Here is an 18,933-nt window from a genome sequence, read left to right as displayed (position 1 = left end):
TCGTGTGCGTGGCCGTGTGGCTGCGTGGTGCGTGGTGCGTGGGCTACTTGACGGGGTGTCCCGGGATCGCGTCCGTCCCGGCGGGCATCTCGACGGTCTGGCTGTACGGGTTGGACGGGCTCGCGGGGGCGATGCCGTCCTTGTGGCCCTTGCCGCTCTTGTTGTTGTCCTTGGCGTCGGTGAGGTCGGACGCCTTCTTCGCGGGGATGTGGTCGACGTCGCCGGACCGCTTGACCGTCTGGCTGTGGTCGTGCGCGCGCTCCTGGTGGGTCGCGCCGGAGGCGGCGTTGGCGACGCCGCCGATCGCGAGCGTGCCGCACAGGACAGCAGCCGAACCGATCGCAATGCGCTTGCTCATGTTCATCACAGGACTCCTTGGGCCCTCGGTTTTCGCTGACACCAAGAAACGTACAGATCGGGCCATTTCACCCGTGTTTGTCAAGGGGAGATCAGTGACCCCGTCAGCGCCTCGTACGCCGCGCGCAGCTCCTCGGCCGCCTCCCGCCCGGCGGGCCGCAGCGGTGCCCGCACCGGGCCGCCGGGCAGGCCGAGGGAGGTGAGGAGCGCCTTGGCGGTGACCGTGCCCGGCAGGCCCGACGCCATCATCAACTCGATGAGCGGGGTGGCCCGTTGCTGCGCGAGGCGGGCCCGGGCCGTGTCGCCGCGGTCGTACGCGTCGAGGATCGAGCGCATCGGGCCCGGCGCCGCGTTCGCCACCGTGCTGATGTACCCGGAGCCGCCGAGCGCGTACAGCGGCAGCGCGTACTCCTCGCAGCCCGTGTAGTACGCGAGGTCCGAGCGGGCGATGACCTTCGTCGAGCCGAGGACGTCGTACGCGCAGTCCTTCACGCCGACGATGCGGGGGTGTCCGGCGAGGCGCAGCAGCGTCTCCGGCTCGATGCGGGTGCCGGTGCGGCCCGGGATGTCGTACAGGAGCACCGGCACCCCGGCGGCGTCCGCGATCTCGCGGAAGTGCGCCTCCACGGCGTCCTGCGGGGGCCTGCTGTAGTACGGAGAGACCACCAACAGGCCGTCGGCGCCGGCCTTTTCGGCCGCGAGGGCCAGTTCGACGGTGTGCCGGGTGTCGGAGGTGCCGACGCCCGCCACGACGTGCGCCCGGTCGCCGACCGCCTCGGCCACGGCCCGTACGAGCGCCGACTTCTCGGCGTCCGAGGTGGTCGGGGACTCGCCCGTGGTGCCGGACAGGACGAGGCCGTCGCAGCCGCCGTCCACCAGGTGCGCGGCGAGGCGCTGGGCGCCGTCGAGGTCGAGGGCGCCGCCGTCCGTGAACGGCGTGACCATGGCGCAGAGGGCGCGGCCGAAGGGGGCCGGGCGTGCGGGGTCGGTGAGGGTCATAACGGCAGTCTCGGCACCGTCGTCGTGAAGCTCCACTTAATTCTTCTACGAGGTGATAGGGAGCATCGCTACGGAATGGAGGGGCTCTGCCGCTCCGTGCGGCGGGTCCGGCGGTGTCTGGCATGATCGGCGCGGGCGTCGGCAGGCCGACTTGATGGGAACAACAGCATGAGCAGCAGCAGTCAGCAGGAGCAGCGCGTCGCCCTGGTCACCGGGTCGTCGTCCGGCATCGGCGCCGCCGTGGCCCGCCGCCTGGCCGGGGCCGGGTTCCGGGTCGTCGTGAACTCCGCGCGCTCCGCCGAGGCGGGCGAGCGGCTCGCGGCCGAACTCCCCGACGCCGTCTACGTGCAGGCGAGCGTCGCCGACGCGGCCGACGCCAAGCGTCTGGTCCAGGCCGCCGTGGACACGTACGGGCGGCTCGACCTCCTCGTCAACTGCGCGGGTGCGACCCGCTTCATCGACCACGCCGACCTGGAGGCCGCGAGCCCCGACGTGTGGCGCGAGCTGTACGACGTCAACGTCATCGGGGTCTGGCAGACCATCACGGCCGCCGCGCCCCACCTGAAGGCGAGCGGCGCGGGCGCGGTCGTCAACGTCTCCTCGCAGGCGGGCGTCCGGCCGAACGGCAGCTCCATCCCCTACGCCGTCACCAAGGCCGCCGTGAACCACATGACCAAGCTGCTCGCCAAGACGCTCGGCCCCGAGGTGCGGGTCAACGCGGTGGCGCCCGGCATGATCGACACCCCGTGGTTCGACGGCGTCGAGGGCATCGACCAGGCCATGAAGGACGTCGCGGCGCGGCTGCCCCTCGGCCGGGTCGGGCAGCCCGAGGACATCGCGGGCACCGTCTTCGACCTCGCCAACTCCGCGTACATCACGGGCGAGGTCCTCCTCGTGGACGGCGGCGGCCACCTGCTGTGAGCCGCTGCTGCGCCCCTGCCTGCCGTACTGGCCGTGCTGGCCGTACTAGAGGCTCAGTTTGAAGCCCTCGTGGCTGCGTGCGAAGCCCAGCGAGACGTAGAAGCGGTGGGCGTCCTCGCGGCGCTTGTCGCTGGTGAGCTGGACGAGGGCGCAGCCGCGGGCGCGGGCCCGCTCGACGGCGCGCTCCATCAGGGTCCGGCCGAGCCCGGCCCCGCGCCGGTCCGCCCGGACCCGTACCGCTTCGACGAGCGCCCGCTCCGCGCCGCCCTTGCCGAGGCCTGGGATGTACGTGGCCTGGAGGCAGCCGAGGACGGTGCCGTGCCCGTCGTCGAGGACCAGCAGCTCGTTGCGCGCGTCCGCCTCGATCGCCGCGAAGGCCCGCTCGTGCGCGGCGCCCACGGCCACCGCCGACGGGTCGACGGTGCGGTCCTCGTCGGCGAGCAGGGCGAGGACGGCAGGCAGGTCGGCGCGGGTGGCGGGGCGGAGGACGGGCTCGGGCGCGGCGGGGAGGGGCATGGCCGGGAGTGTCGCACGCGGGTCGTGCTCGGGGCGCCCTCGGGTCGTGGTTGGTTTGCTCTCGGGTCGTACGGGGCCGGGCGGGCCCCGGCCGGGGAGTTCCCGGGGCGGTACCAGTTCGTGTACGCCCCGCTACCGCGCTGAGCGTAGATTTCCGGCCAGCGGGCGCGGAGGGGGGCTCTCGGGTGGAGGGGGAGGGGTGAGGGTGCGACCGTGGCGGGGGACGGCGGTGGCGGGTGCGGTCAGGAGGCGTCATGAGCGGCGACGGCAAGGAATTCGAGATCGTCAGGGAGTTCGAGGTCGACGCCGCCCCGGGGGAGGTGTGGGACGCCCTCACCATCGGCACCGGTGGCTGGTTGTGGCCGCTGGAGTACGAGCCCCGGGTGGGCGGCGCCGCGCCCTTCGGCGGGACCGTGACGCGGTGGGAGCCGCCGCACCGGCTCACCGGGCGCACCGACGGCCCCGACGGGCTGCCGCCGGGGCAGAGCCGCAACGAGCTGGACCAGAGGATCGAGCCGCGCGACGGCGGCCGGCGGTCCTGGGTGCGGTACGCGCACAGCGGGGCGTTCACAGCCGACTGGGACATGCTCTACGACGCCGCCAGCCGCCACACCGACTTCTATCTGCACACCCTGCGCCAGTACTTGACGTACTTCCCGGGCCGCCTCGCGGTCTTCGCCTCCGTCCACGGCCCGGCCGCCTCCACCACCCCGGACGCCTTCGAGGCGCTCGGCCGGGAGCTGTGTCTGCCGGCCGACGCCGCCGAGGGCGCCCGCCTGCGGGTGGACGCCCCCGGCGGGCCCCTCGACGCGATCCTCGACTTCCGCACCCGCTGCTTCATCGGGCTGCGCACGGAGGACGCCCTGTACCGCTTCTTCGGGCGCAACCACTTCGGCGGCCCGGTCGGCGTGAGCGTCCACGACTTCGCACCGCACGCCGACGCGAAGCACAACGAACTCGCCTGGCGGGACTGGCTGTTCGCCCTCTACGGGTGAGGAGGGGCGGCCGTGAACACGACCGCCGCTACGGCTTGAAGCGCAGGACCTGCGGGTCGTGGTCGCTGTTCTGGTCCGCGAACTCCGCGTTGATGTGCACGCTGTCGTAACTGAAGTCGCCGGGCGAGCCGACCCCGGGGCTGGTCAGGATCTGGTCGAGGACCTGCGAGTTGCCCTGGTAGACGTAGGAGTAACGCTCCGCGCGCGGCAGGGACTTGACCGCCGAGCTCAGGGCGCCGCCGTCCTGCAGGGCTCCCGCCGTCGCCGAGAACTCGAAGTCGTTGATGTCGCCGAGCGCGACGACGTCCGCGTTCTTCTGGACCTTGCGGAGGTCCTTCACGAAGGAGTTGACCGCCTGGGCCTGGCGCAGCCGCTTCGCCTCGGAGGAGCGGGCCGGGGGCTGGTGCTGCGAGGTCAGGCCCTCGTCGCCGCCCTTGGACGCGAAGTGGTTGGCGATCACGAAGACGGTGCGGCCGCGGAAGGTGAACTCGCCCGCGAGGGGCTTGCGGCTGTCCGCCCAGGCCGCGTCGGAGGGGGCGATCCGGCCGGGCGAGTGGGTGAGGGCCGCCTTGCCGTGCGCCTTGGTGACGCCGGTCGCGGTCGTCGCGTCGCCGGGGGCGCGGTCCGTGAAGGAGACCCGCTTCGGGTTGAAGAGGAACACCTGGCGGATGTTGCCGCCGGGCTCGCCGCCGTCCTTGTTGTTCTCCGGGTCGACGGAGCGCCACTCGTAGCGCGGGCCGCCCGCCGCGGCGATCGCGTCCGTGAACTTCTTCAGGGTCTGGCCGGCGGTGACCGTCCCGTCGTTCTTCGCGCCGTTGTCGTCCTGGATCTCCTCCAGGGCGAGGACGTCGGGCGAGGCGAGGTTGGTGACCACGGCGCCCGCGAGCGCGTCGAACTTCTTCTGCGGGTCGGTGGGGTCGAGGTTCTCCACGTTGTACGTGGCCACGGCCAGCTCGCCGGAGCGCTGCTTGCGCGTCCTCTCGCGGGCCAGGCCGCCGTCCTTGACCGTGCCGAGCTCGCGCGCGGCGAGGGTGTAGCCGCCGAACTGGTTGAAGTCCAGGGGGCCTTCGGAGGTGCCGGACAGAGTGTCGCCGACGTTCGCCTCGGGGAAGGGGTGCTCGGCGACCGGGGCGAGCTGCTGGATCTGCAGGCGCCCGGTGTTCTGCGCCGCGTAGGAGCCGTAGAGCGTGCCGCCCCGGCGCACCGGGTGCTCCTTCGGCTTCACCGTCACCCAGAGCTCGTGGTACGCGTCGGTCGCGCCGACCACGCGCGGGCTGCCCACGCGGACGTTCATGCCCTCCAGGGACTCGTACCGGTCCAGGGCGTACGAACGCGGGCGCAGGGTCAGGCCGTTGATGCTGCCGTCCTTGGCCGGGTCGCCCTTGGGGGTGTACGCGGCGGGCACGGACGACGCGTCGAGGGTGACCGGGGCGGGCAGCGCATTGCCGGACGACTCGACCGTGACCTGCGGCTTGGTCAGCTGGGTGAGGGACTGGTTGCCGGAGGCGGCGCCCCCGGGCACGTACTCGGCGACGGTGCCGGAGACGCGGACGGCGTCGCCCGGCTTCACGGCGGGTGCCGCGGAGCCGGTGTAGACGAAGACGCCCTCGCTGGTCGCCGGGTCGTCGTCGGCCTTCGGGTCCTGGATCCAGAAGCCCTTCGAGCCGTGGTCGCGGACGCCGGTGACGATCCCGCGCACATCCGTGACCTCCTTGCCCGCGAGCGGGGAGAGGCGGGTGGTGCCCTGGATGTCGTGGACGCGGACCTCGTCGGCGGAGGCCGTGGAGGAGGTCGCGACGAGCAGTCCGGCAGACAGCGCGGTGGCGACGACGGCGGCGATGGCGGTGGACTTCGGTATGGAGGACATGAGGGAGCTCCGGGGAGGGGCGGATTCCGGCAGGGAAGGATGCGGCGGTGCAGGGCCGTGCGGGCGCTCTACGCGCGTCAATCTCTTGTGTGAGCAGGGGAGTTGTCAAGGTTCCGGCCGGGGTATAGCGGTGTACGTATCCCTATGTCTTGGTGAACCCGTTGACTGACAGGGACATGAACCGGGCCGCATAGGTTGAAATCCGTCTAGGCTTCAGCCAGCCGCACCGTCCGTACCTAGGAGAACCAGCCGATGTCCGTAAGCCCCGCCTCCCTGCCGCCGGTGCTGTTGCACTCCGAAGCGGAACTCGCGCGGGCCGCGCTCGCCTCCCCCCTGCTCTCCCGCGCCGTCCGCCTCGCCCGCTGGGCGGGGCCCGGGACCCGGGTCGGCGCGGGCGGTGAGCTCGTCGACGAGCAGCTGCCCGCGGCCGCCGCCGAGCTGGGCCTCACCGGCGAGGACGCCGCCGCGTACACCAGCGAGGCGTGGCGGGTCGCCGTCGACACGGGCCTGGTGGAGGTCACGGACCCGGAGGACGGGGCCGACGAGGACGCCGAGGGCACCGTCACCGCGGGCGAGGAGCTCGCCCTGGTCACCTCGGGCAGCCCGCAGGACGTCCTCGGCGTCTGGCTCGCCGCCCTGGAGACGATCCTCGCCGACGCCTCGGTGCCCGACCTCGACGACCTCGTCGACGCCCTGGAGGAGGGCGGCGAGATCGACCTGGACGCGCTGGGCTGGGACCCGGAGGCGGAGGCCGAGTTCCTCGACGGCGTCCTCGGCAACCTCTACCTGCTGACCGTCAGCGAGGACGCGGGCGCCGCGGCCGAGGGCCCGGTGCCGCTGCCCGCGCTCGCCGCGTCGATGATCGTGCCCGACGACATGGGCGAGCCCACCGACGACATCCTGGAGCAGGTGTCGGACGCGATGATGAAGCTGGACGACCAGTTCCGCGTCCTGGAGCCGGTCGGGCTCGTCGAGTACCAGCCGGTCGACGAGGCCCTGATGGCCGAGATCGACGAGAACCAGCCGCCCGAGCCGATCGAGGACGAGGACGTCAGCCGCTACGGCATGGTCCGCCTCACCCCCCTCGGCCTGTACGGGCTCCGCGCCCGGATGCTGGAGGCGGGGGTGGACGCGCCCGCCGTCGGCGACCTCGCGGACAAGGGCGCCGACGCGCTGCTCGACGGCACCTCCGGCTTCCCGCAGGCCGCCGCCCAGGCCGAGATCGAGCAGTGGCTGACCCGCCGCGAACCGCTGGACGCCGCACGGGAGTTGCTCGCCGCCGCGCGCGGCTCGGACGAGGGCGCCCCGCTGCGCCGGCTCCGCTGCCAGCAGGCCCTCTCGCTGGCCGGGGCGCAGGCCGAGCCCGCGCTGCGCGAGGTCCTCGACGACGCGGAGCTCGGCGGTCTCGCCCGGGTCTGGCTGGCCGAGCACGGGGCCACCGACGTGCCGCCGCCCTCCGAGGACATGATCTTCTGGCTGACCGTCGACACCCTGGCGGCGCAGCTCGCGGCCGAGGGCAACTCGGACGAGCTGCAGGGCCTGGTGGAGGGGCTCTCCGAGCAGCACAGCGGGTTCTTCGCGGCGGCCTGGCGGGTCGACCACCCGGCCACGGCGGACGTCCTGGAGGCGATGGGACGCCTGCACCCGGACAAGAAGGTGGCCAAGGAGGCCCGTAAGGCGGCGTTCAAGGCGCGCTCCCAGCAAGGGAATTGAGCTCCCAGCAAGGGAATTGAGTCGCTTCCGTACGCGTGTGTGGGGCCCGTCCCGGGAGGAGGCGGGCCCCACTGCTCTGCCGGGCTACGGCGCTAGCACTGGTACCGCGTCGTGTGGTTGAACGACGACGACTGGCCGTCGAAGCCGTAGGTGCCGCGGTACGACGGCGGGTTCTGGAACTGGCCCACGATCGTGATCGTGTTGGCGCAGGAGCCCTGCCCGGCGCGCTTGGCGTCCAGGCGCAGCGAGGTGCCCATGGAGCCGCCCGTGATGTCCCACGGGGCGCCGCAGATGCCGGAGGTGATCTGGCCGCCGGTGATCACGAACGGATAGGTGTTGGGGTTGTACTTCACCGTCATCTCGAACGTGACCGCGCCGTTGTGCAGCGTCAGCTTGGCGTCCGTCTGCACCGCCTCGGCCGACACCTCCACGGCCTGCGTGGCGAACGCCTCGTCACGCGTCTTGACCTCCGCCCCCTGCGGGTTGTGGAAGCGGTGCTCGGCGCGGGTCTGGCCCTTCTGCTTACGTGCCTGAGTGGTCATGGAAGCCTCCCTTCATGAAGCCACGGCCGTCAGGCCAGCTGCTCGGCGATCTCCACGCGCAGCAGCGCGCGGACGTTCTCGATGTGGTTGGCCACGGTGACCGTGGAGGAACCGGCGAAGAGCAGACCCAGGGCGACGTTGTCGAGCGAGGTCACCAGGGACCCGGAGTCGCCGCCCGCGGAGATGGCCGTCGTCAGGATCTGGTCCTTGAAGCGGGCCGTGCCCGCCGTGCCGTAGTTCACGTCGATCGTCGCGTCGACCGCGAGGATGCGGCCGAAGGAGACGTTCGTCGTCCGGCCGGTCTTCTTGACCCGGTCGCCGACGGCGACGTTGCACTTGCGGCGCCAGGCGCGCGGGGCGCCGCTGAAGTACTGCTCGCGGGTCGCGTCCTGGAACTCGACGGTGCCGAGCGCGCAGTCCACCACGTTGTTGTGCCGCTCCAGCGGGATCTGCGGAGCGAACTGGATGGTGACGAAGCGCTCCAGGGTCGCGATGCGGTCCGCCGGGTCCTGCCCGCCGTCGAAGACGCCGGGCTGCACGATGGCGCTGCCCAGCTGGGCGCGGTTGGAGTCGGCGAGCACGTGGTTGTTGGAGAGGATGTAGAACTTCGACGGGATGCCGAGCCCGGCGGCCGGCGGGTCCACGGTGGCGCCGGGCAGGAAGTCGTAGACCACGCTGCCGAGCGTGCCGGCCGTCACCTTGACGTTGCCGACGGAGATGCCGGACGGCGCGGGCCGCATCCGGCGCTTGAGGATCTGCGGCTCGAACACGCCGAGCGTGCCGGACTCCTGGAGCAGCGGCTGGGACAGCCGGGCGAGCTGTTCCTCGACGCCGCCGTCCGCGCGCAGCGAGCCGACGTCCTCGATGCGGCCGCTGCCCGCCTTGCGCTGCTGCTGGCGCTGCGCGGCGACATGGCCGACCGCGACGATGTCGGTGGGAGTGCCGTCGTCCATCGTGCGCGGGACGACGTCCCGCTCCGGCAGCATGGACTCGGGCACCTTCTGGGTGACGAACACCAGCACGGCGGGCTCACCGGTCGGCTGTCCGTCGATCCACTTCACGCCGTGGCCGTAGCCGACGACGTTGGCGAGCGGCTGATCGCGCCGCATGAAGTCGGAGAGCGCCTGCTGGCGCGAACTGTCGCTGAGCTGCCCCCCAGTGGGACCTCGCATCAATTCGGGCTGGCTGACCACGCCCGATCACCTCTTCCCCTGAATGAAGAGGTTCCGTCAATCCCTAGGCCGAAGCCCTCACGACGGATCGTCCAACTGACCGTCCTGAGCGCTCACTTCACCGATCGCGAGCACGCGCACCGGCACGCCGTCGAGCTCATCGGGAACCACGTCTTCTCTGCGGAGCCGGTCACGGGGCACCTTCTGGGAGACGAAGACGATGATCACGTCCCCACCTGTGTGCTCGTCCCTCCCAGTACCGACTCCGGTCACATTGGCCAGCCGCATGAGCCGGCTCTCATGGAGGCTGCGTGCGCGATGAGCGTCCACCGGCTCGCCTCCCCACGACGGGTGATGCAGGTAACAGGTAGGTGCTGTCTATTGCGGTGTGCATCCGGGGTCAAGATGTTCTGCGCGAAATCTTGGCTTTAGGGCCTTTCTGCTGCTGTTGACCTTCTTTACGAAGATTCTTCCAACCACTCACTGAACAGCAGCCCTGGCCAACGGTTGGCCGCTCAAGTCCTCGCTCAAGACCTCAAGACCTCAAGACCTCAAGACCTCAAGTCCTCAGGTGCGAGGCCCCGTTGAGGTCCAGGACCGTCCCCGAGGCCCACTCCGCGAGCGGCGAGGCCAGCCACAGCACGGCGTCCGCGATCTCCTCGGCGGTGCCCGCGCGCCCGAACGGGCTCTGGGCGCGGATCGCCTCGCCCTCCGCCCCGCTCAGCCGGTGCGCCACCCTCTCGGTCGCGAAGAAGCCGGGCGCCACCGAGGCCACCGCGATGCCGTGCGGCGCGAGGGAGACGGCGAGCGACTGCCCGAGCGCGTGCACGGCGGCCTTCGTCGCCCCGTACGCAGGGTGGTCGGGCTCGCCCCGGAAGGCGCCGCGCGAGCCGATGTTGACGATCCGGCCGCCGGTGCCCTGCCCGATCATGCGGTGCGCCGCGAGGTGGCTGAGATGCGCCGTGGCGAGGAGGTTGACGGACACGTGCCGCTGCCAGAGCTCCGCCCAGTCCTCGTACGAGGTGTCGGCGAGCGGGTGCGGCAGGTTCACGGCGGCGTTGTTGACCAGCACGTCGAGGCCGCCGAGGGACTCGGCCGCCCGGTCCGCGACGGCGGCGGCGCCCGCCGGGTCCGCCAGGTCGCCGCCCACCAGGACGTGCCCGTCCCCGCTCAGCGAGTCCAGGGTCGCGCGGGCCTCCTCCTCGCGGGAGCCGAAGTGCACGGCCACCCGGTCGCCGTTCGCCGCGAACGCCTGGGCCAGCGCCCGGCCGAGCCCGCGCGAGGCTCCGCTGATGAGGACACGGCGTCCCGTGGCGGGCAGAGTCATGGGTGAAAACCTCCGGAAGTGGTCCCCTGAAGTCGGACAGCGTTCAACCGCCGTTTATACGCGAGCGGGAACGTGACGCCGACAGCAGCCCGGTCGTACGCGCGCTGAAGGAGAGACGATGACGCTCACCCGCAGGGACTTCGCCAGACGATCCGCGCTCACCGGTGCCGGGGTCGCCCTGGCCGGGAGCGTCGGTGCGCTCGCCACCGCGCCCGGTGCGCTCGCCGCCACCGAGACGGACGAGGTGGCGGGCGCGGACGGGGCGGACGGCCACGGTCACGGGCACGGCGGCCCGGGCTACGGCCCGCTCGTCCCCGACCCGGAGGGCCTGCTCGCGCTGCCCGCCCACTTCTCGTACAAGGTCATCACCTACAGCGGCAAGACGAAGCTGGAGAGCGGCGAGTTCACGCCGTCCAACCACGACGGCACCGCCACCTTCCCCGGCCCCCGCGGCACCACCCTCCTCGTCAACAACCACGAGCTGAAGGGCCCCCGCGCCGACTGGAAGTACCCCGTCCCGCTCACCGAGGGGCTCGTCTACGACCCGGCGGCCGCCGGCGGCTGCACCGTCGTCGAGGTCCGCCCCGACGGACAGGTCGCCGAGTGGGTCGGCATCGCGGGCACCGCCACCAACTGCGCGGGCGGGCGCACCCCTTGGGGCACCTGGCTGACCTGCGAGGAGACCGAGGACAAGGCCGGCAAGAACGGCATGACCAAGGACCACGGCTACGTCTTCGAGGTCGACCCGCTCGACCGGCGCGCGAACCGTGACCCGAAGCCCGTCAAGGCATTCGGCCGGTACGCCCACGAGGCCGTCGTCATCGACCCCAAGCGCGGCCACGCCTACCTCACCGAGGACGCCTCGGGCCCCAACGGCCTGCTCTACCGCTGGACTCCGCCGCATGGCTTCCACCACGGCCGCGGCAGGCTGTGCACGCTCGCCGACGACGCGGGTGCCCTCAAGGCCCCCAAGTGCTATGACTCCGGCGGCCGTTTCGTCGACGACCTGTCCCGCGCCACGAAGATCGGCACCGTGTACGGAGTGGACTGGGTGGACGTCCCCGACCGCGACGCGAAGACCGTGCCGGTGCGGAGGCAGTTCAAGGACGGCGAGATCACCCGCGCCCGCAAGCTCGAAGGCATGTGGTGGGGCGACGGCGGCGCGTACATCGTCTCCTCGTACGCCCGCGAAGAGAGCCCCGTCCAGCACGACGGCCAGGTCTGGTTCTACGACCCGTCGCGCCGCACCCTGACCCTGAAGGTGCTCCTCGGGGTCAACCCCGACCCGGCGAAAGACGGCGCCTTCGACGGGCCCGACAACATCACGGTCTCCCCGTACGGAGGGCTCGTCATCGCCGAGGACGGCGAAGGGATCCAGCACCTCTTCGGCGCGACGGAGAGCGGCCGCACGTATCCCATCGCGCGCAACGAGCTCAACATTGGCACCGAAGAGAAGCCGGAGTACAGCGAGTTCACGGGTGTCACCTTCTCGCCCGACGGCAAGACCCTGTACGCCAACATCCAGACGCCGGGCATCATGCTGGCGATCACGGGACCGTGGCGGCGCCAGCGCCGCTGACGCCGCTCCGGGGCCGTGGGGTTCAGACGGTCAGGGTGCGGATGAGCTTGTTGCGGCGGAAGTCGCGGGACTCCACCGTCAGCTTGCCGTCCGTGCCAAGGAGCACGCGCAGACCCTGGGACTCCGCACCGGAGCCCGGGGTCTCGCCGCCGCTGCCGTCCGGCCCGAACATGGTCTGGATGAAGCCGGTGTTGACGACGGTGAAGCCCTTCGGGTCGCCGCCCTGGACGACCTTCTTCGCGGCCCAGTCGGAGCGGTTCAGGTCCCAGTGGGTGTGGCCGGAGAAGAAGACGACGTTCGGGTGCGCGCCGAGGATGGTGAGCAGCTCGGACTCGTCGACGAAGTCCTGGTCGTAGAAGCGGGCCGCGTCGGATCCGGTGGTGCCGGAGACCGAGCCGGGCAGCACATGGTGGCTGAAGACGAGGACGTACGGCTTGTCGGCGTGGGACTTCAACGCCGAGTCCAGCCAGCTGAGCTGAGAGGCGCCGAGGGTGACGAAGGGCGGGTTGGTGCCGTTCTTCGCGGGTGCCGTGGTGCCGATGAACAGGAGGGGGAGCCCGGCCGCCGTGGTCTGTGAGTAGACGTCGGGCATGCCGGTGTACTGGAGGAACCGCTTGACCTGGGTGTCGAACGGGTCCGCGTTGTACTGCTCGTGGTTGCCGAGCGCGGCGAGCACCCGCTCCGGGTGCCGGTGGTCGGCGAGTGTGGCGTACAGGTCCTCGTACTGCGCCTGCGTGCCCTGGGCGACCAGGTCGCCCGCGATGACGAGGGCCTCGGAGGTGCCGAGCCCGGCGAGCTGGTCGAGGGCCGTGCCGAGGTCGCCGAGGTCGCCCTGGATGTCGCTGATCACGTCGAGCGAGGCGGCGGCCGCGGCGCGCGCGGGCCGGGCGGCGGCCTGCGCGGCGGTGAGCCCGGCGAGCGGAACGGTGGCGAGGGCGAGCCCGCCCGCGGTGAGGATGCTCCTGCGGGAGGGGCCGGAGGCGTGGCCCGCCGCGTGGGGGAGGGCGGGGCCGGAAGGACGCGTGGGGTTCGTCATGCGCGGCAGGGTAACGGCCCCTGGGCGACGGGGATTTGGACTGCGGAGGGCCGGTGCTTGGACTCTCGGAGATCATTCGGCGCCCGCGCGGGGCGGGCGCCGAACGCGACCGCGGCAGGATCCGGCGCGCGGGCCCTACAGCGCCTGCGCGGCGGGCTTCACCATCCCGCGGACCGTACGGGACTTCACGAAGTCGCCCATGGCCGTCATGTCCCACTCGCCGGAGAACTGCCGGACCAGCTTCGCCATCATCACGCCGGTCTGCGACTCGGCGTTGGTGAGGTCGAAGCGGACCAGCTCCTCGTTGGTCGCCGCGTCGATCAGACGGCAGTACGCCTTGGCGACCTCGGTGAACTTCTGGCCCGAGAACGAGTTCACCGTGAAGACCAGGCCCGTGACCTCCTGGGGGAGACGGCCGAGGTCGACGACGATCACCTCGTCGTCACCGCCGCCCTCGCCCGTGAGGTTGTCGCCGGAGTGCTTCACCGCTCCGTTCAGGATCGAGAGCTTGCCGAAGTAGCAGCTGTCGATGTGGTTGCGCTGCGGGCCGTACGCGATGACGGAGGCGTCCAGGTCGATGTCCTTGCCCCGGAACGCGGGCTCCCAGCCGAGGCCCATCTTGACCTGCGCGAGCAGCGGGCGGCCCGCCTTGACCAGGGACACGGTCTGGTTCTTCTGGAGGCTGACGCGGCCCTTGTCGAGGTTGATCTTCCCGGCGCCGGGGGCGGGCGGCGCGGGGGCGGCGGGGGCCGCCGGGGGTGCGGCGAGACGGGGGTCGGCCGCGGCCGGCGGGGGCGGGCCCTGGACCGGGGGGCCGGACGGGGGAGCCATGGCGGCGGGCGGGGCGGCGGGTGCGGCCGGGGCCGGGGCGGCCGCCGGGGCGGGCTCCTCGACGCTCACGCCGAAGTCGGTGGCGATGCCCGCGAGGCCGTTCGCATAGCCCTGGCCGACCGCGCGTGCCTTCCACGCGCCGCCCCGGAGGTAGACCTCGACGATGACCAGGGCGGTCTCGGTGCCGAGCTGCGGCGGGGTGAAGGTGGCGAGGACCGAGCCGTCGTCCGCGTTCCGGATCGTGGCGGTGGGCTCGATGCCCTGGAAGGTCTGGCCGGCCGCGTCCGGGCTCGCGGTGACGACGATCTTCTCGATGCCGGGCGGGACGGAGGCGGTGTCGACCGTGATCACGTCGGGCGTCGTACCGCCGCCGGACCGGTAGGTGACGCCGGGGCCCGAGGGCTGGTTGAAGAAGATGAAGTCGTCGTCCGAGCGCACCTTGCCGTCGGCGGTGAGCAGGAGGCCCGAGACGTCGAGGCGCACGGGGGCGGAGACGTCCACTGCCACGCGAGTGGCGGTGAGCGGGATGTTCGAGCCAGGGGTCATAGCGGTCATGCCCCGGGTAACGACCGGGCCCGCTTTACCGTTCCCTTACCCACGGCTTTTTCCTGAGTGGGCTCAGCCCGCGTTGCGCGGGTGGCGGCGGGCCGCCCTCTCGTTGCCCCGCTTGTAGTTGCCCGTCCAGCGCGCCATCACCAGCTGTGCGTCGCCGGACTCCACCTCGGCGAGGAACTCCGAGGCCCGCGGACCGCGCAGCGTGCTCGCGGTGCGCGGGCCGTGCGTGATCACGACGGTCCCGTCGCCCCGCACGTCGTACGTGAATCCCTGAGGTCTCGGCATGCCGTGGAGAGTACGGCGGGGGCTGCGGCACCACCACCGCTTTACGGCACCACCACCGCTTTACGGCACCACCACCGTCTTGCGGCCCGCCCCCGAGGCGAAGTGGTCGAGGGCCGCCGGGTAGTCCGCCAGCGGCATCCGGTCGCTGATGAAGACGTCCGGGTCGAGGACCCCCGCCGCGAACAGCTCCGCCGCCCGCTCGTAGCTGTGCAGGACCGCCATCGACCCCGTGATGGTGATCTCCTGGTTGTAGATCCGGTACGGGTCGATCGTGACCCGGGTCGCGTAGTCCGCCACGCCGAACTGGAGGAAGGTGCCCGCCTTGGCCACGCGGCCGAGGCCGTCCTGGATCGCCGCCGCGTTCCCCGTCGCGTCGATCACCACGTCCCAGTCGCCGGGCCGGTCCAGCTCGTCCGCGTGCGCGGCGGCCCCGGAGACCCCCAACTGCCGTGCCGTCGCCAGGCGTTCCGCGTTCAGGTCGATCACCTCGACGCTCGCCGCGCCCGTCCGCTTCGCGAGCTCCAGCATCATCAGGCCCATCGTGCCGGAGCCGTAGATCAGGACACGGGAGGCGAGGCGGGTGCGCAGGACGTCGTAGCCGCGGACCGCGCAGGAGAGCGGTTCGATCAGGGCGGCGTCCTGGGTGCGGACGTGGTCGGGCAGCCGGACGCAGTTCGCGGCGGGGGCGAGCGCGTACTGGGCCGCGCCGCCCGCCGTGGTCACCCCGATCGCCGCCCAGCGCTCGCACAGGTTGCCGCGCCCGTCCCGGCAGTGGCGGCACTCGTGGCAGTGGAGGGAGGGGTCGACCGCCACCCGGTCGCCCGGGGACAGCTCGCGCACCTCGCTGCCCCGCCCCACCACGACGCCCGCGAACTCGTGGCCGGGCACCACCGGCAGCGTGGGCGCGAACTCGCCCTGGAGGATGTGGAGATCGGTTCCGCACAGGCCGCATGCCGCCACCTCCACGACGACGTCCCGTGGGCCGGGGGTGGGGTCGGGCACCTCGCCCACGACGGCCTTGCCCACGGACTCGATGATGGCGGCTTTCACTTGACAGCTCCCAACGACAGGCCCTGGACCAGCTTGTCCTGGGCGGCGAACCCCGCGGCGAGCACCGGCAGGGAGATCACGAGCGACGCGGCGCACACCTTCGCCAGGAACAGGCCCTGGCTGGTGATGAATCCGGTCAGGAAGACGGGGGCGGTCGACGCGACGACCCCGGTCAGGACACGGGCGAAGAGCAGTTCGTTCCAGCTGAAGATGAAGCAGATCAGGGCCGTCGCCGCGATGCCGGGCAGGGCGATGGGGGCCACGACCCGGGCGAGGATGACGGGCAGGCGCGCGCCGTCGATCTGCGCGGCCTCGATGACCGCCTTGGGCACCTCGGCGAGGAACGACTGCATCATCCACACGGCGATCGGCAGGTTCATCGATGTGTAGAGGATGACCAGGAGCCAGATGTTGTCGAGCATCCCGGTGTTCTTGGCGAAGAGGTAGATCGGCAGCAGGCCCGCCACGACCGGCAGCATCTTCGTCGACAGGAAGAAGAACAGGACGTCCGTCCACTTCCGGACCCGGCGGATGGAGAGCGCGTAGGCCGCGGGGAGGGCCAGGAGGAGGACGCAGACCGTGGAGACCACGGACGCCACCGTCGAGTTGATCAGCGCGGGCCAGGGGCTCGCGCCGCCGCCCGCGCCGAAGAAGTCGCGGTAGCCGTCGAGGGTGAGCGAGGCGGCGAGCGAGGGCGGGTTGGTGGCGGCGTCCTCCTCGGAATGGAAGGACGTCAGCGTCATCCAGGCGATGGGCAGGAAGAAGAGGATCCCGGCGAGCCAGGCCGCCAGGCCGAGGCCCTTGCCCTTGAAGCCGGTTGAGGGGTTCATCGGGACGTCTCCTCGCGGAACAGGGACGACACGACCCGCAGCGCGAACGTCGCGATGAGGATCGAGCCGATCACGACGAGGACGCCCGCCGCCGACGCCAGGCCGTTCTCATGGGCCTGGTAGAAGCTCTGGTACACGGTGTACGGGAGGTTGGCCGTGCCGAGGCCGCCGGAGGTGATGGTGAACACCGCGTCGAAGTTCTGCACGATGTAGATCGAGCCGAGCAGGGCGCCCAGTTCTAGGTAGCGGCGCAGGTGGGGGAGGGTCAGGTGGCGGAACACCTGCCAGTTGCCGGCGCCGTCCATGCGGGCCGCCTCGATGAGTTCGGGGTCGCGGCTCTGCAGGCCCGCGAGCAGGATCAGCATCATGAAGGGCGTCCACTGCCACACCAGCGACGCCTCGACGGCGAGCAGCGGGGTGTGGGAGATCCAGTCGGGCTGGGCCGCCGAGTCGCCGCCGGCCCAGTGCAGGAGGCCGTTGAAGAGGCCGTACTCGGGGTTGTAGAGCACGTGCTTCCACAGCAGCGCGGCCGCCACGGGGACCAGCAGGAACGGCGCGATGAGCAGCGTGCGGACCAGTCCGCGGCCGCGGAACCTCCGGTCCAGGAGCAGCGCGAGGCCGAGCCCGATGACCAGACTCGCGATCACCACGGCCGCGGTGAGCAGGATCGTGGTGAAGACGGACTTGCGCAGGTCCGGGTCGGTGAGGACGTCGTGGTAGTTGGCGAGGCCGGTGAAGCGGCGGGCGTCCGGGTAGAGCGCGTTCCAGTCGAAGAAGGAGATCACCAGGGTGGCCACGAACGGCAGTTGGGTCACCGCGATCATGAAGATCAGGGCGGGCAGGAGCGGGGCCCGGGTGGCCCAGGCGCGCAGCCGTCCCGGTGGCGCCTTCTTCGCGGCGGGCGCGCGCGTGGGCGTGACGGTGGTGCTCGCTGTGACGGTCATCGGCCTCGCCCCTCGTACTCCTCGGAGATCTCTTCGGCGAGCTGCTGCGACTTCTCCAGGGCCGATCCGACGGACTGGCGTCCGGCGATGGCCGCGCTGATCTCCTGGGAGACCCGGGTGCCGAGGTCGGTGAACTCGGGGATGCCGACGAACTGGATGCCGGGCGCGGGCCGCGGCTGCACGCCGGGGTCGCGGGGGCGGGCCCCTTCGATGGCGGCGCGGGTGACGTCCTGGAAGGCGGCGGCCTCCTTGCGGTACGCCGGGTTGGCGTAGGTCGAGGCGCGCTTGCCCGCCGGGACGTTGGACCAGCCGGTCTTCTCGCCGACCAGGTTCTCGTACTCCTTGCCGGACGCCCAGGAGATGAACTTCCACGCCTTGTCGGGGTTGTGGGACGCCTTCTGCAGGCCCCACGCCCAGGTGTAGAGCCAGCCGGAGCTCTTCGTGCGCTCGACCGGTGCGGGGACGTAGCCGATCTTGCCCTTGACCGGGGACTTGGCCGACTCCAGGGAACCCGCGGCGGCCGTGGCGTCGTACCACATCGCCGTCTTGCCCTGGGTGAGGTTGTTGAGGCACTCGGCGTAGCCGGACTGGGCGGCGCCGGACTCGCCGTGGTCGCGGACGAGGTCCACATAGAAGCGCGTCGCCTTCTCGAACTCGGGGGAGTCCAGGCGGGCCTTCCAGTCCTTGTCGAACCAGGTGCCCCCGAAGGTGTTGACCACCGTCGTCAGGGGCGCCATCAGCTCGCCCCAGCCGGGCAGTCCGCGCAGGCAGATGCCCTTCATCCCGGGCCGGGCGCCGTCCACTTGGGCGGCGAGCTTCGCGACCTGCCGCCAGGAGGGGTGCTCCGGCATGGTCAGGCCCTTCTGGGCGAAGACGTCCTTGCGGTACATCAGGAAGGACGACTCCCCGTAGAAGGGCTGGCCGTAGAGCTTGCCGTCGTTCCCGGTGAGGGACTGCCGCATGGACGGCAGGACGTCGCGCTCGTCGTAGGCCCGGTCCTTGCGTGCGTACGAGCCGACCTCGTGCAGCCAGCCGTTCCTCGCGTAGATGGGGATCTCGTAGTTGCTGAGCGTGGCGACGTCGTACTGGCCCGCCTGGTTGGCGAAGTCCTGGCTGATCTTGTCGCGGACGTCGTTCTCGGGCAGCACGGTGAAGTTCACCTTGATGCCGGTCTTCTTGGTGAAGTGCGCGGCGGTGAGCTTCTGGAGCTCGGTCATCTGCGGGTTGTTGACCATGAGGACGTTGAGGGAGTCGCCGCCTGACCCGGTCCCGCCCGCACCGGCCCAGCAGCCGGTGAGCAGCGGGGCGAGCAGCGCCCCCGCGGCGGCCGGCGCGAGCAGTGCGCGGGACCTCCGTCGGCTCTGGGTTCGCATGGATCGCTCCTGGACGTATGACGTGTGACGCATGGGGAGGT

General features: G+C 71.6%; 19 protein-coding genes. 4 read left to right on the top strand and 15 right to left on the bottom strand.

Features of this window, described 5'->3' with window-relative positions; all coding sequences use genetic code 11:
- Positions 1–43: 43 nt before the first annotated feature.
- Together ACQB60_RS00710 and dapA are read right to left on the bottom strand one after the other, a co-directional pair.
- A complete protein-coding gene (locus ACQB60_RS00710) occupies positions 44–358 on the bottom strand; it encodes a hypothetical protein (RefSeq protein ID WP_496923814.1) in 315 nt (104 codons plus the stop codon).
- A gap of 80 nt (positions 359–438) precedes the next feature.
- Entirely contained in the window at positions 439–1,356 is a 918-nt protein-coding gene (gene dapA, locus ACQB60_RS00705) for a 4-hydroxy-tetrahydrodipicolinate synthase (protein ID WP_496923813.1), read from the bottom strand.
- A gap of 168 nt (positions 1,357–1,524) precedes the next feature.
- On the opposite strand from dapA, the gene ACQB60_RS00700 reads away from it, so the two are divergent.
- The gene (locus ACQB60_RS00700) at positions 1,525–2,277 is read left to right on the top strand and encodes an SDR family NAD(P)-dependent oxidoreductase (protein ID WP_496923812.1); all 753 of its coding nucleotides are present in this window, start codon (positions 1,525–1,527) and stop codon (positions 2,275–2,277) included.
- 45 nt (positions 2,278–2,322) lie between these two features.
- On the opposite strand, the gene ACQB60_RS00695 is transcribed toward ACQB60_RS00700, so the two are convergent.
- Positions 2,323–2,793 (bottom strand): GNAT family N-acetyltransferase, encoded by a 471-nt coding sequence (locus ACQB60_RS00695; protein WP_496923811.1) that lies wholly within the window; start codon positions 2,791–2,793, stop codon positions 2,323–2,325.
- A 254-nt stretch (positions 2,794–3,047) separates the two neighbouring features.
- Here ACQB60_RS00695 and ACQB60_RS00690 point away from each other — a divergent pair, with 254 nt between their 5' ends.
- Positions 3,048–3,788, top strand: a complete 741-nt coding sequence (locus ACQB60_RS00690; RefSeq protein ID WP_496923810.1) for an SRPBCC family protein — start codon at positions 3,048–3,050, stop codon at positions 3,786–3,788.
- 28 nt (positions 3,789–3,816) lie between these two features.
- On the opposite strand, the gene ACQB60_RS00685 is transcribed toward ACQB60_RS00690, so the two are convergent.
- Positions 3,817–5,655: a DUF8508 domain-containing protein gene (locus ACQB60_RS00685; RefSeq protein ID WP_496923809.1), complete on the bottom strand. Its 1,839-nt coding sequence runs from the start codon at positions 5,653–5,655 to the stop codon at positions 3,817–3,819.
- Positions 5,656–5,907: 252 nt separating this feature from the next.
- Here ACQB60_RS00685 and ACQB60_RS00680 point away from each other — a divergent pair, with 252 nt between their 5' ends.
- Complete coding sequence (locus ACQB60_RS00680; protein WP_496923808.1) at positions 5,908–7,368, top strand: hypothetical protein; 1,461 nt, start codon at positions 5,908–5,910, stop codon at positions 7,366–7,368.
- 92 nt (positions 7,369–7,460) lie between these two features.
- Here ACQB60_RS00680 and ACQB60_RS00675 read toward each other — a convergent pair whose 3' ends face one another.
- The 4 genes from ACQB60_RS00675 to ACQB60_RS00660 form a co-directional block, all read right to left on the bottom strand.
- On the bottom strand, positions 7,461–7,910 hold the full coding sequence (locus tag ACQB60_RS00675; RefSeq protein WP_496923807.1) for a hypothetical protein: 450 nt from the start codon (positions 7,908–7,910) through the stop codon (positions 7,461–7,463).
- 29 nt (positions 7,911–7,939) lie between these two features.
- On the bottom strand, positions 7,940–9,082 hold the full coding sequence (locus ACQB60_RS00670) for a chymotrypsin family serine protease (RefSeq protein ID WP_496923806.1): 1,143 nt from the start codon (positions 9,080–9,082) through the stop codon (positions 7,940–7,942).
- Positions 9,083–9,160: 78 nt separating this feature from the next.
- The gene (locus ACQB60_RS00665) at positions 9,161–9,310 is read right to left on the bottom strand and encodes a hypothetical protein (protein ID WP_384839985.1); all 150 of its coding nucleotides are present in this window, start codon (positions 9,308–9,310) and stop codon (positions 9,161–9,163) included.
- 331 nt (positions 9,311–9,641) lie between these two features.
- The gene (locus tag ACQB60_RS00660) at positions 9,642–10,409 is read right to left on the bottom strand and encodes an SDR family NAD(P)-dependent oxidoreductase (RefSeq protein ID WP_496923805.1); all 768 of its coding nucleotides are present in this window, start codon (positions 10,407–10,409) and stop codon (positions 9,642–9,644) included.
- 118 nt (positions 10,410–10,527) lie between these two features.
- On the opposite strand from ACQB60_RS00660, the gene ACQB60_RS00655 reads away from it, so the two are divergent.
- Positions 10,528–11,988 (top strand): alkaline phosphatase PhoX, encoded by a 1,461-nt coding sequence (locus ACQB60_RS00655; protein ID WP_496923804.1) that lies wholly within the window; start codon positions 10,528–10,530, stop codon positions 11,986–11,988.
- A 22-nt stretch (positions 11,989–12,010) separates the two neighbouring features.
- Here the strand turns inward: ACQB60_RS00655 and ACQB60_RS00650 are convergent, their stop codons facing one another.
- The 7 genes from ACQB60_RS00650 to ACQB60_RS00620 form a co-directional block, all read right to left on the bottom strand.
- Positions 12,011–13,024, bottom strand: coding sequence for a DUF4073 domain-containing protein (locus ACQB60_RS00650; protein WP_496923803.1), 1,014 nt, complete (start codon positions 13,022–13,024; stop codon positions 12,011–12,013).
- Between the two features lie 135 nt (positions 13,025–13,159).
- Positions 13,160–14,401: a TerD family protein gene (locus ACQB60_RS00645; RefSeq protein WP_496924743.1), complete on the bottom strand. Its 1,242-nt coding sequence runs from the start codon at positions 14,399–14,401 to the stop codon at positions 13,160–13,162.
- A 72-nt stretch (positions 14,402–14,473) separates the two neighbouring features.
- Positions 14,474–14,695 (bottom strand): hypothetical protein, encoded by a 222-nt coding sequence (locus ACQB60_RS00640; RefSeq protein WP_496923802.1) that lies wholly within the window; start codon positions 14,693–14,695, stop codon positions 14,474–14,476.
- 60 nt (positions 14,696–14,755) lie between these two features.
- Complete coding sequence (locus tag ACQB60_RS00635) at positions 14,756–15,745, bottom strand: zinc-dependent alcohol dehydrogenase family protein (protein ID WP_496923801.1); 990 nt, start codon at positions 15,743–15,745, stop codon at positions 14,756–14,758.
- Complete coding sequence (locus tag ACQB60_RS00630) at positions 15,742–16,575, bottom strand: carbohydrate ABC transporter permease (RefSeq protein WP_496923800.1); 834 nt, start codon at positions 16,573–16,575, stop codon at positions 15,742–15,744. The genes ACQB60_RS00635 and ACQB60_RS00630 overlap by 4 nt, the downstream gene beginning before the upstream one ends.
- Complete coding sequence (locus ACQB60_RS00625; RefSeq protein WP_496923799.1) at positions 16,572–17,519, bottom strand: carbohydrate ABC transporter permease; 948 nt, start codon at positions 17,517–17,519, stop codon at positions 16,572–16,574. Before ACQB60_RS00625 ends, ACQB60_RS00630 begins: the two co-directional genes overlap by 4 nt.
- Complete coding sequence (locus ACQB60_RS00620; protein ID WP_496923798.1) at positions 17,516–18,892, bottom strand: ABC transporter substrate-binding protein; 1,377 nt, start codon at positions 18,890–18,892, stop codon at positions 17,516–17,518. The genes ACQB60_RS00625 and ACQB60_RS00620 overlap by 4 nt, the downstream gene beginning before the upstream one ends.
- Positions 18,893–18,933 lie beyond the last annotated feature (41 nt).

The sequence above is a fragment of the Streptomyces odontotermitis genome, from assembly GCF_050510915.1.
Lineage (GTDB): Bacteria > Actinomycetota > Actinomycetes > Streptomycetales > Streptomycetaceae > Streptomyces.
Note: the sequence above shows the minus strand (reverse complement) of the source record. Positions and strands in the feature narration are given on the sequence as shown.

Excerpts from the sequence above, each read along its gene's own strand:
- ACQB60_RS00710 (WP_496923814.1), bottom strand. The coding sequence starts at position 358 with ATGAGCAAGCGCATTGCGATCGGTTCGGCTGCTGTCCTGTGCGGCACG.
- dapA (WP_496923813.1), bottom strand. The coding sequence starts at position 1,356 with ATGACCCTCACCGACCCCGCACGCCCGGCCCCCTTCGGCCGCGCCCTC.
- ACQB60_RS00700 (WP_496923812.1), top strand. The coding sequence starts at position 1,525 with ATGAGCAGCAGCAGTCAGCAGGAGCAGCGCGTCGCCCTGGTCACCGGG.
- ACQB60_RS00695 (WP_496923811.1), bottom strand. The coding sequence starts at position 2,793 with ATGCCCCTCCCCGCCGCGCCCGAGCCCGTCCTCCGCCCCGCCACCCGC.
- ACQB60_RS00690 (WP_496923810.1), top strand. The coding sequence starts at position 3,048 with ATGAGCGGCGACGGCAAGGAATTCGAGATCGTCAGGGAGTTCGAGGTC.
- ACQB60_RS00685 (WP_496923809.1), bottom strand. The coding sequence starts at position 5,655 with ATGTCCTCCATACCGAAGTCCACCGCCATCGCCGCCGTCGTCGCCACC.
- ACQB60_RS00680 (WP_496923808.1), top strand. The coding sequence starts at position 5,908 with ATGTCCGTAAGCCCCGCCTCCCTGCCGCCGGTGCTGTTGCACTCCGAA.
- ACQB60_RS00675 (WP_496923807.1), bottom strand. The coding sequence starts at position 7,910 with ATGACCACTCAGGCACGTAAGCAGAAGGGCCAGACCCGCGCCGAGCAC.
- ACQB60_RS00670 (WP_496923806.1), bottom strand. The coding sequence starts at position 9,082 with ATGCGAGGTCCCACTGGGGGGCAGCTCAGCGACAGTTCGCGCCAGCAG.
- ACQB60_RS00660 (WP_496923805.1), bottom strand. The coding sequence starts at position 10,409 with ATGACTCTGCCCGCCACGGGACGCCGTGTCCTCATCAGCGGAGCCTCG.
- ACQB60_RS00655 (WP_496923804.1), top strand. The coding sequence starts at position 10,528 with ATGACGCTCACCCGCAGGGACTTCGCCAGACGATCCGCGCTCACCGGT.
- ACQB60_RS00650 (WP_496923803.1), bottom strand. The coding sequence starts at position 13,024 with ATGACGAACCCCACGCGTCCTTCCGGCCCCGCCCTCCCCCACGCGGCG.
- ACQB60_RS00645 (WP_496924743.1), bottom strand. The coding sequence starts at position 14,401 with ATGACCCCTGGCTCGAACATCCCGCTCACCGCCACTCGCGTGGCAGTG.
- ACQB60_RS00640 (WP_496923802.1), bottom strand. The coding sequence starts at position 14,695 with ATGCCGAGACCTCAGGGATTCACGTACGACGTGCGGGGCGACGGGACC.
- ACQB60_RS00630 (WP_496923800.1), bottom strand. The coding sequence starts at position 16,575 with ATGAACCCCTCAACCGGCTTCAAGGGCAAGGGCCTCGGCCTGGCGGCC.
- ACQB60_RS00625 (WP_496923799.1), bottom strand. The coding sequence starts at position 17,519 with ATGACCGTCACAGCGAGCACCACCGTCACGCCCACGCGCGCGCCCGCC.
- ACQB60_RS00620 (WP_496923798.1), bottom strand. The coding sequence starts at position 18,892 with ATGCGAACCCAGAGCCGACGGAGGTCCCGCGCACTGCTCGCGCCGGCC.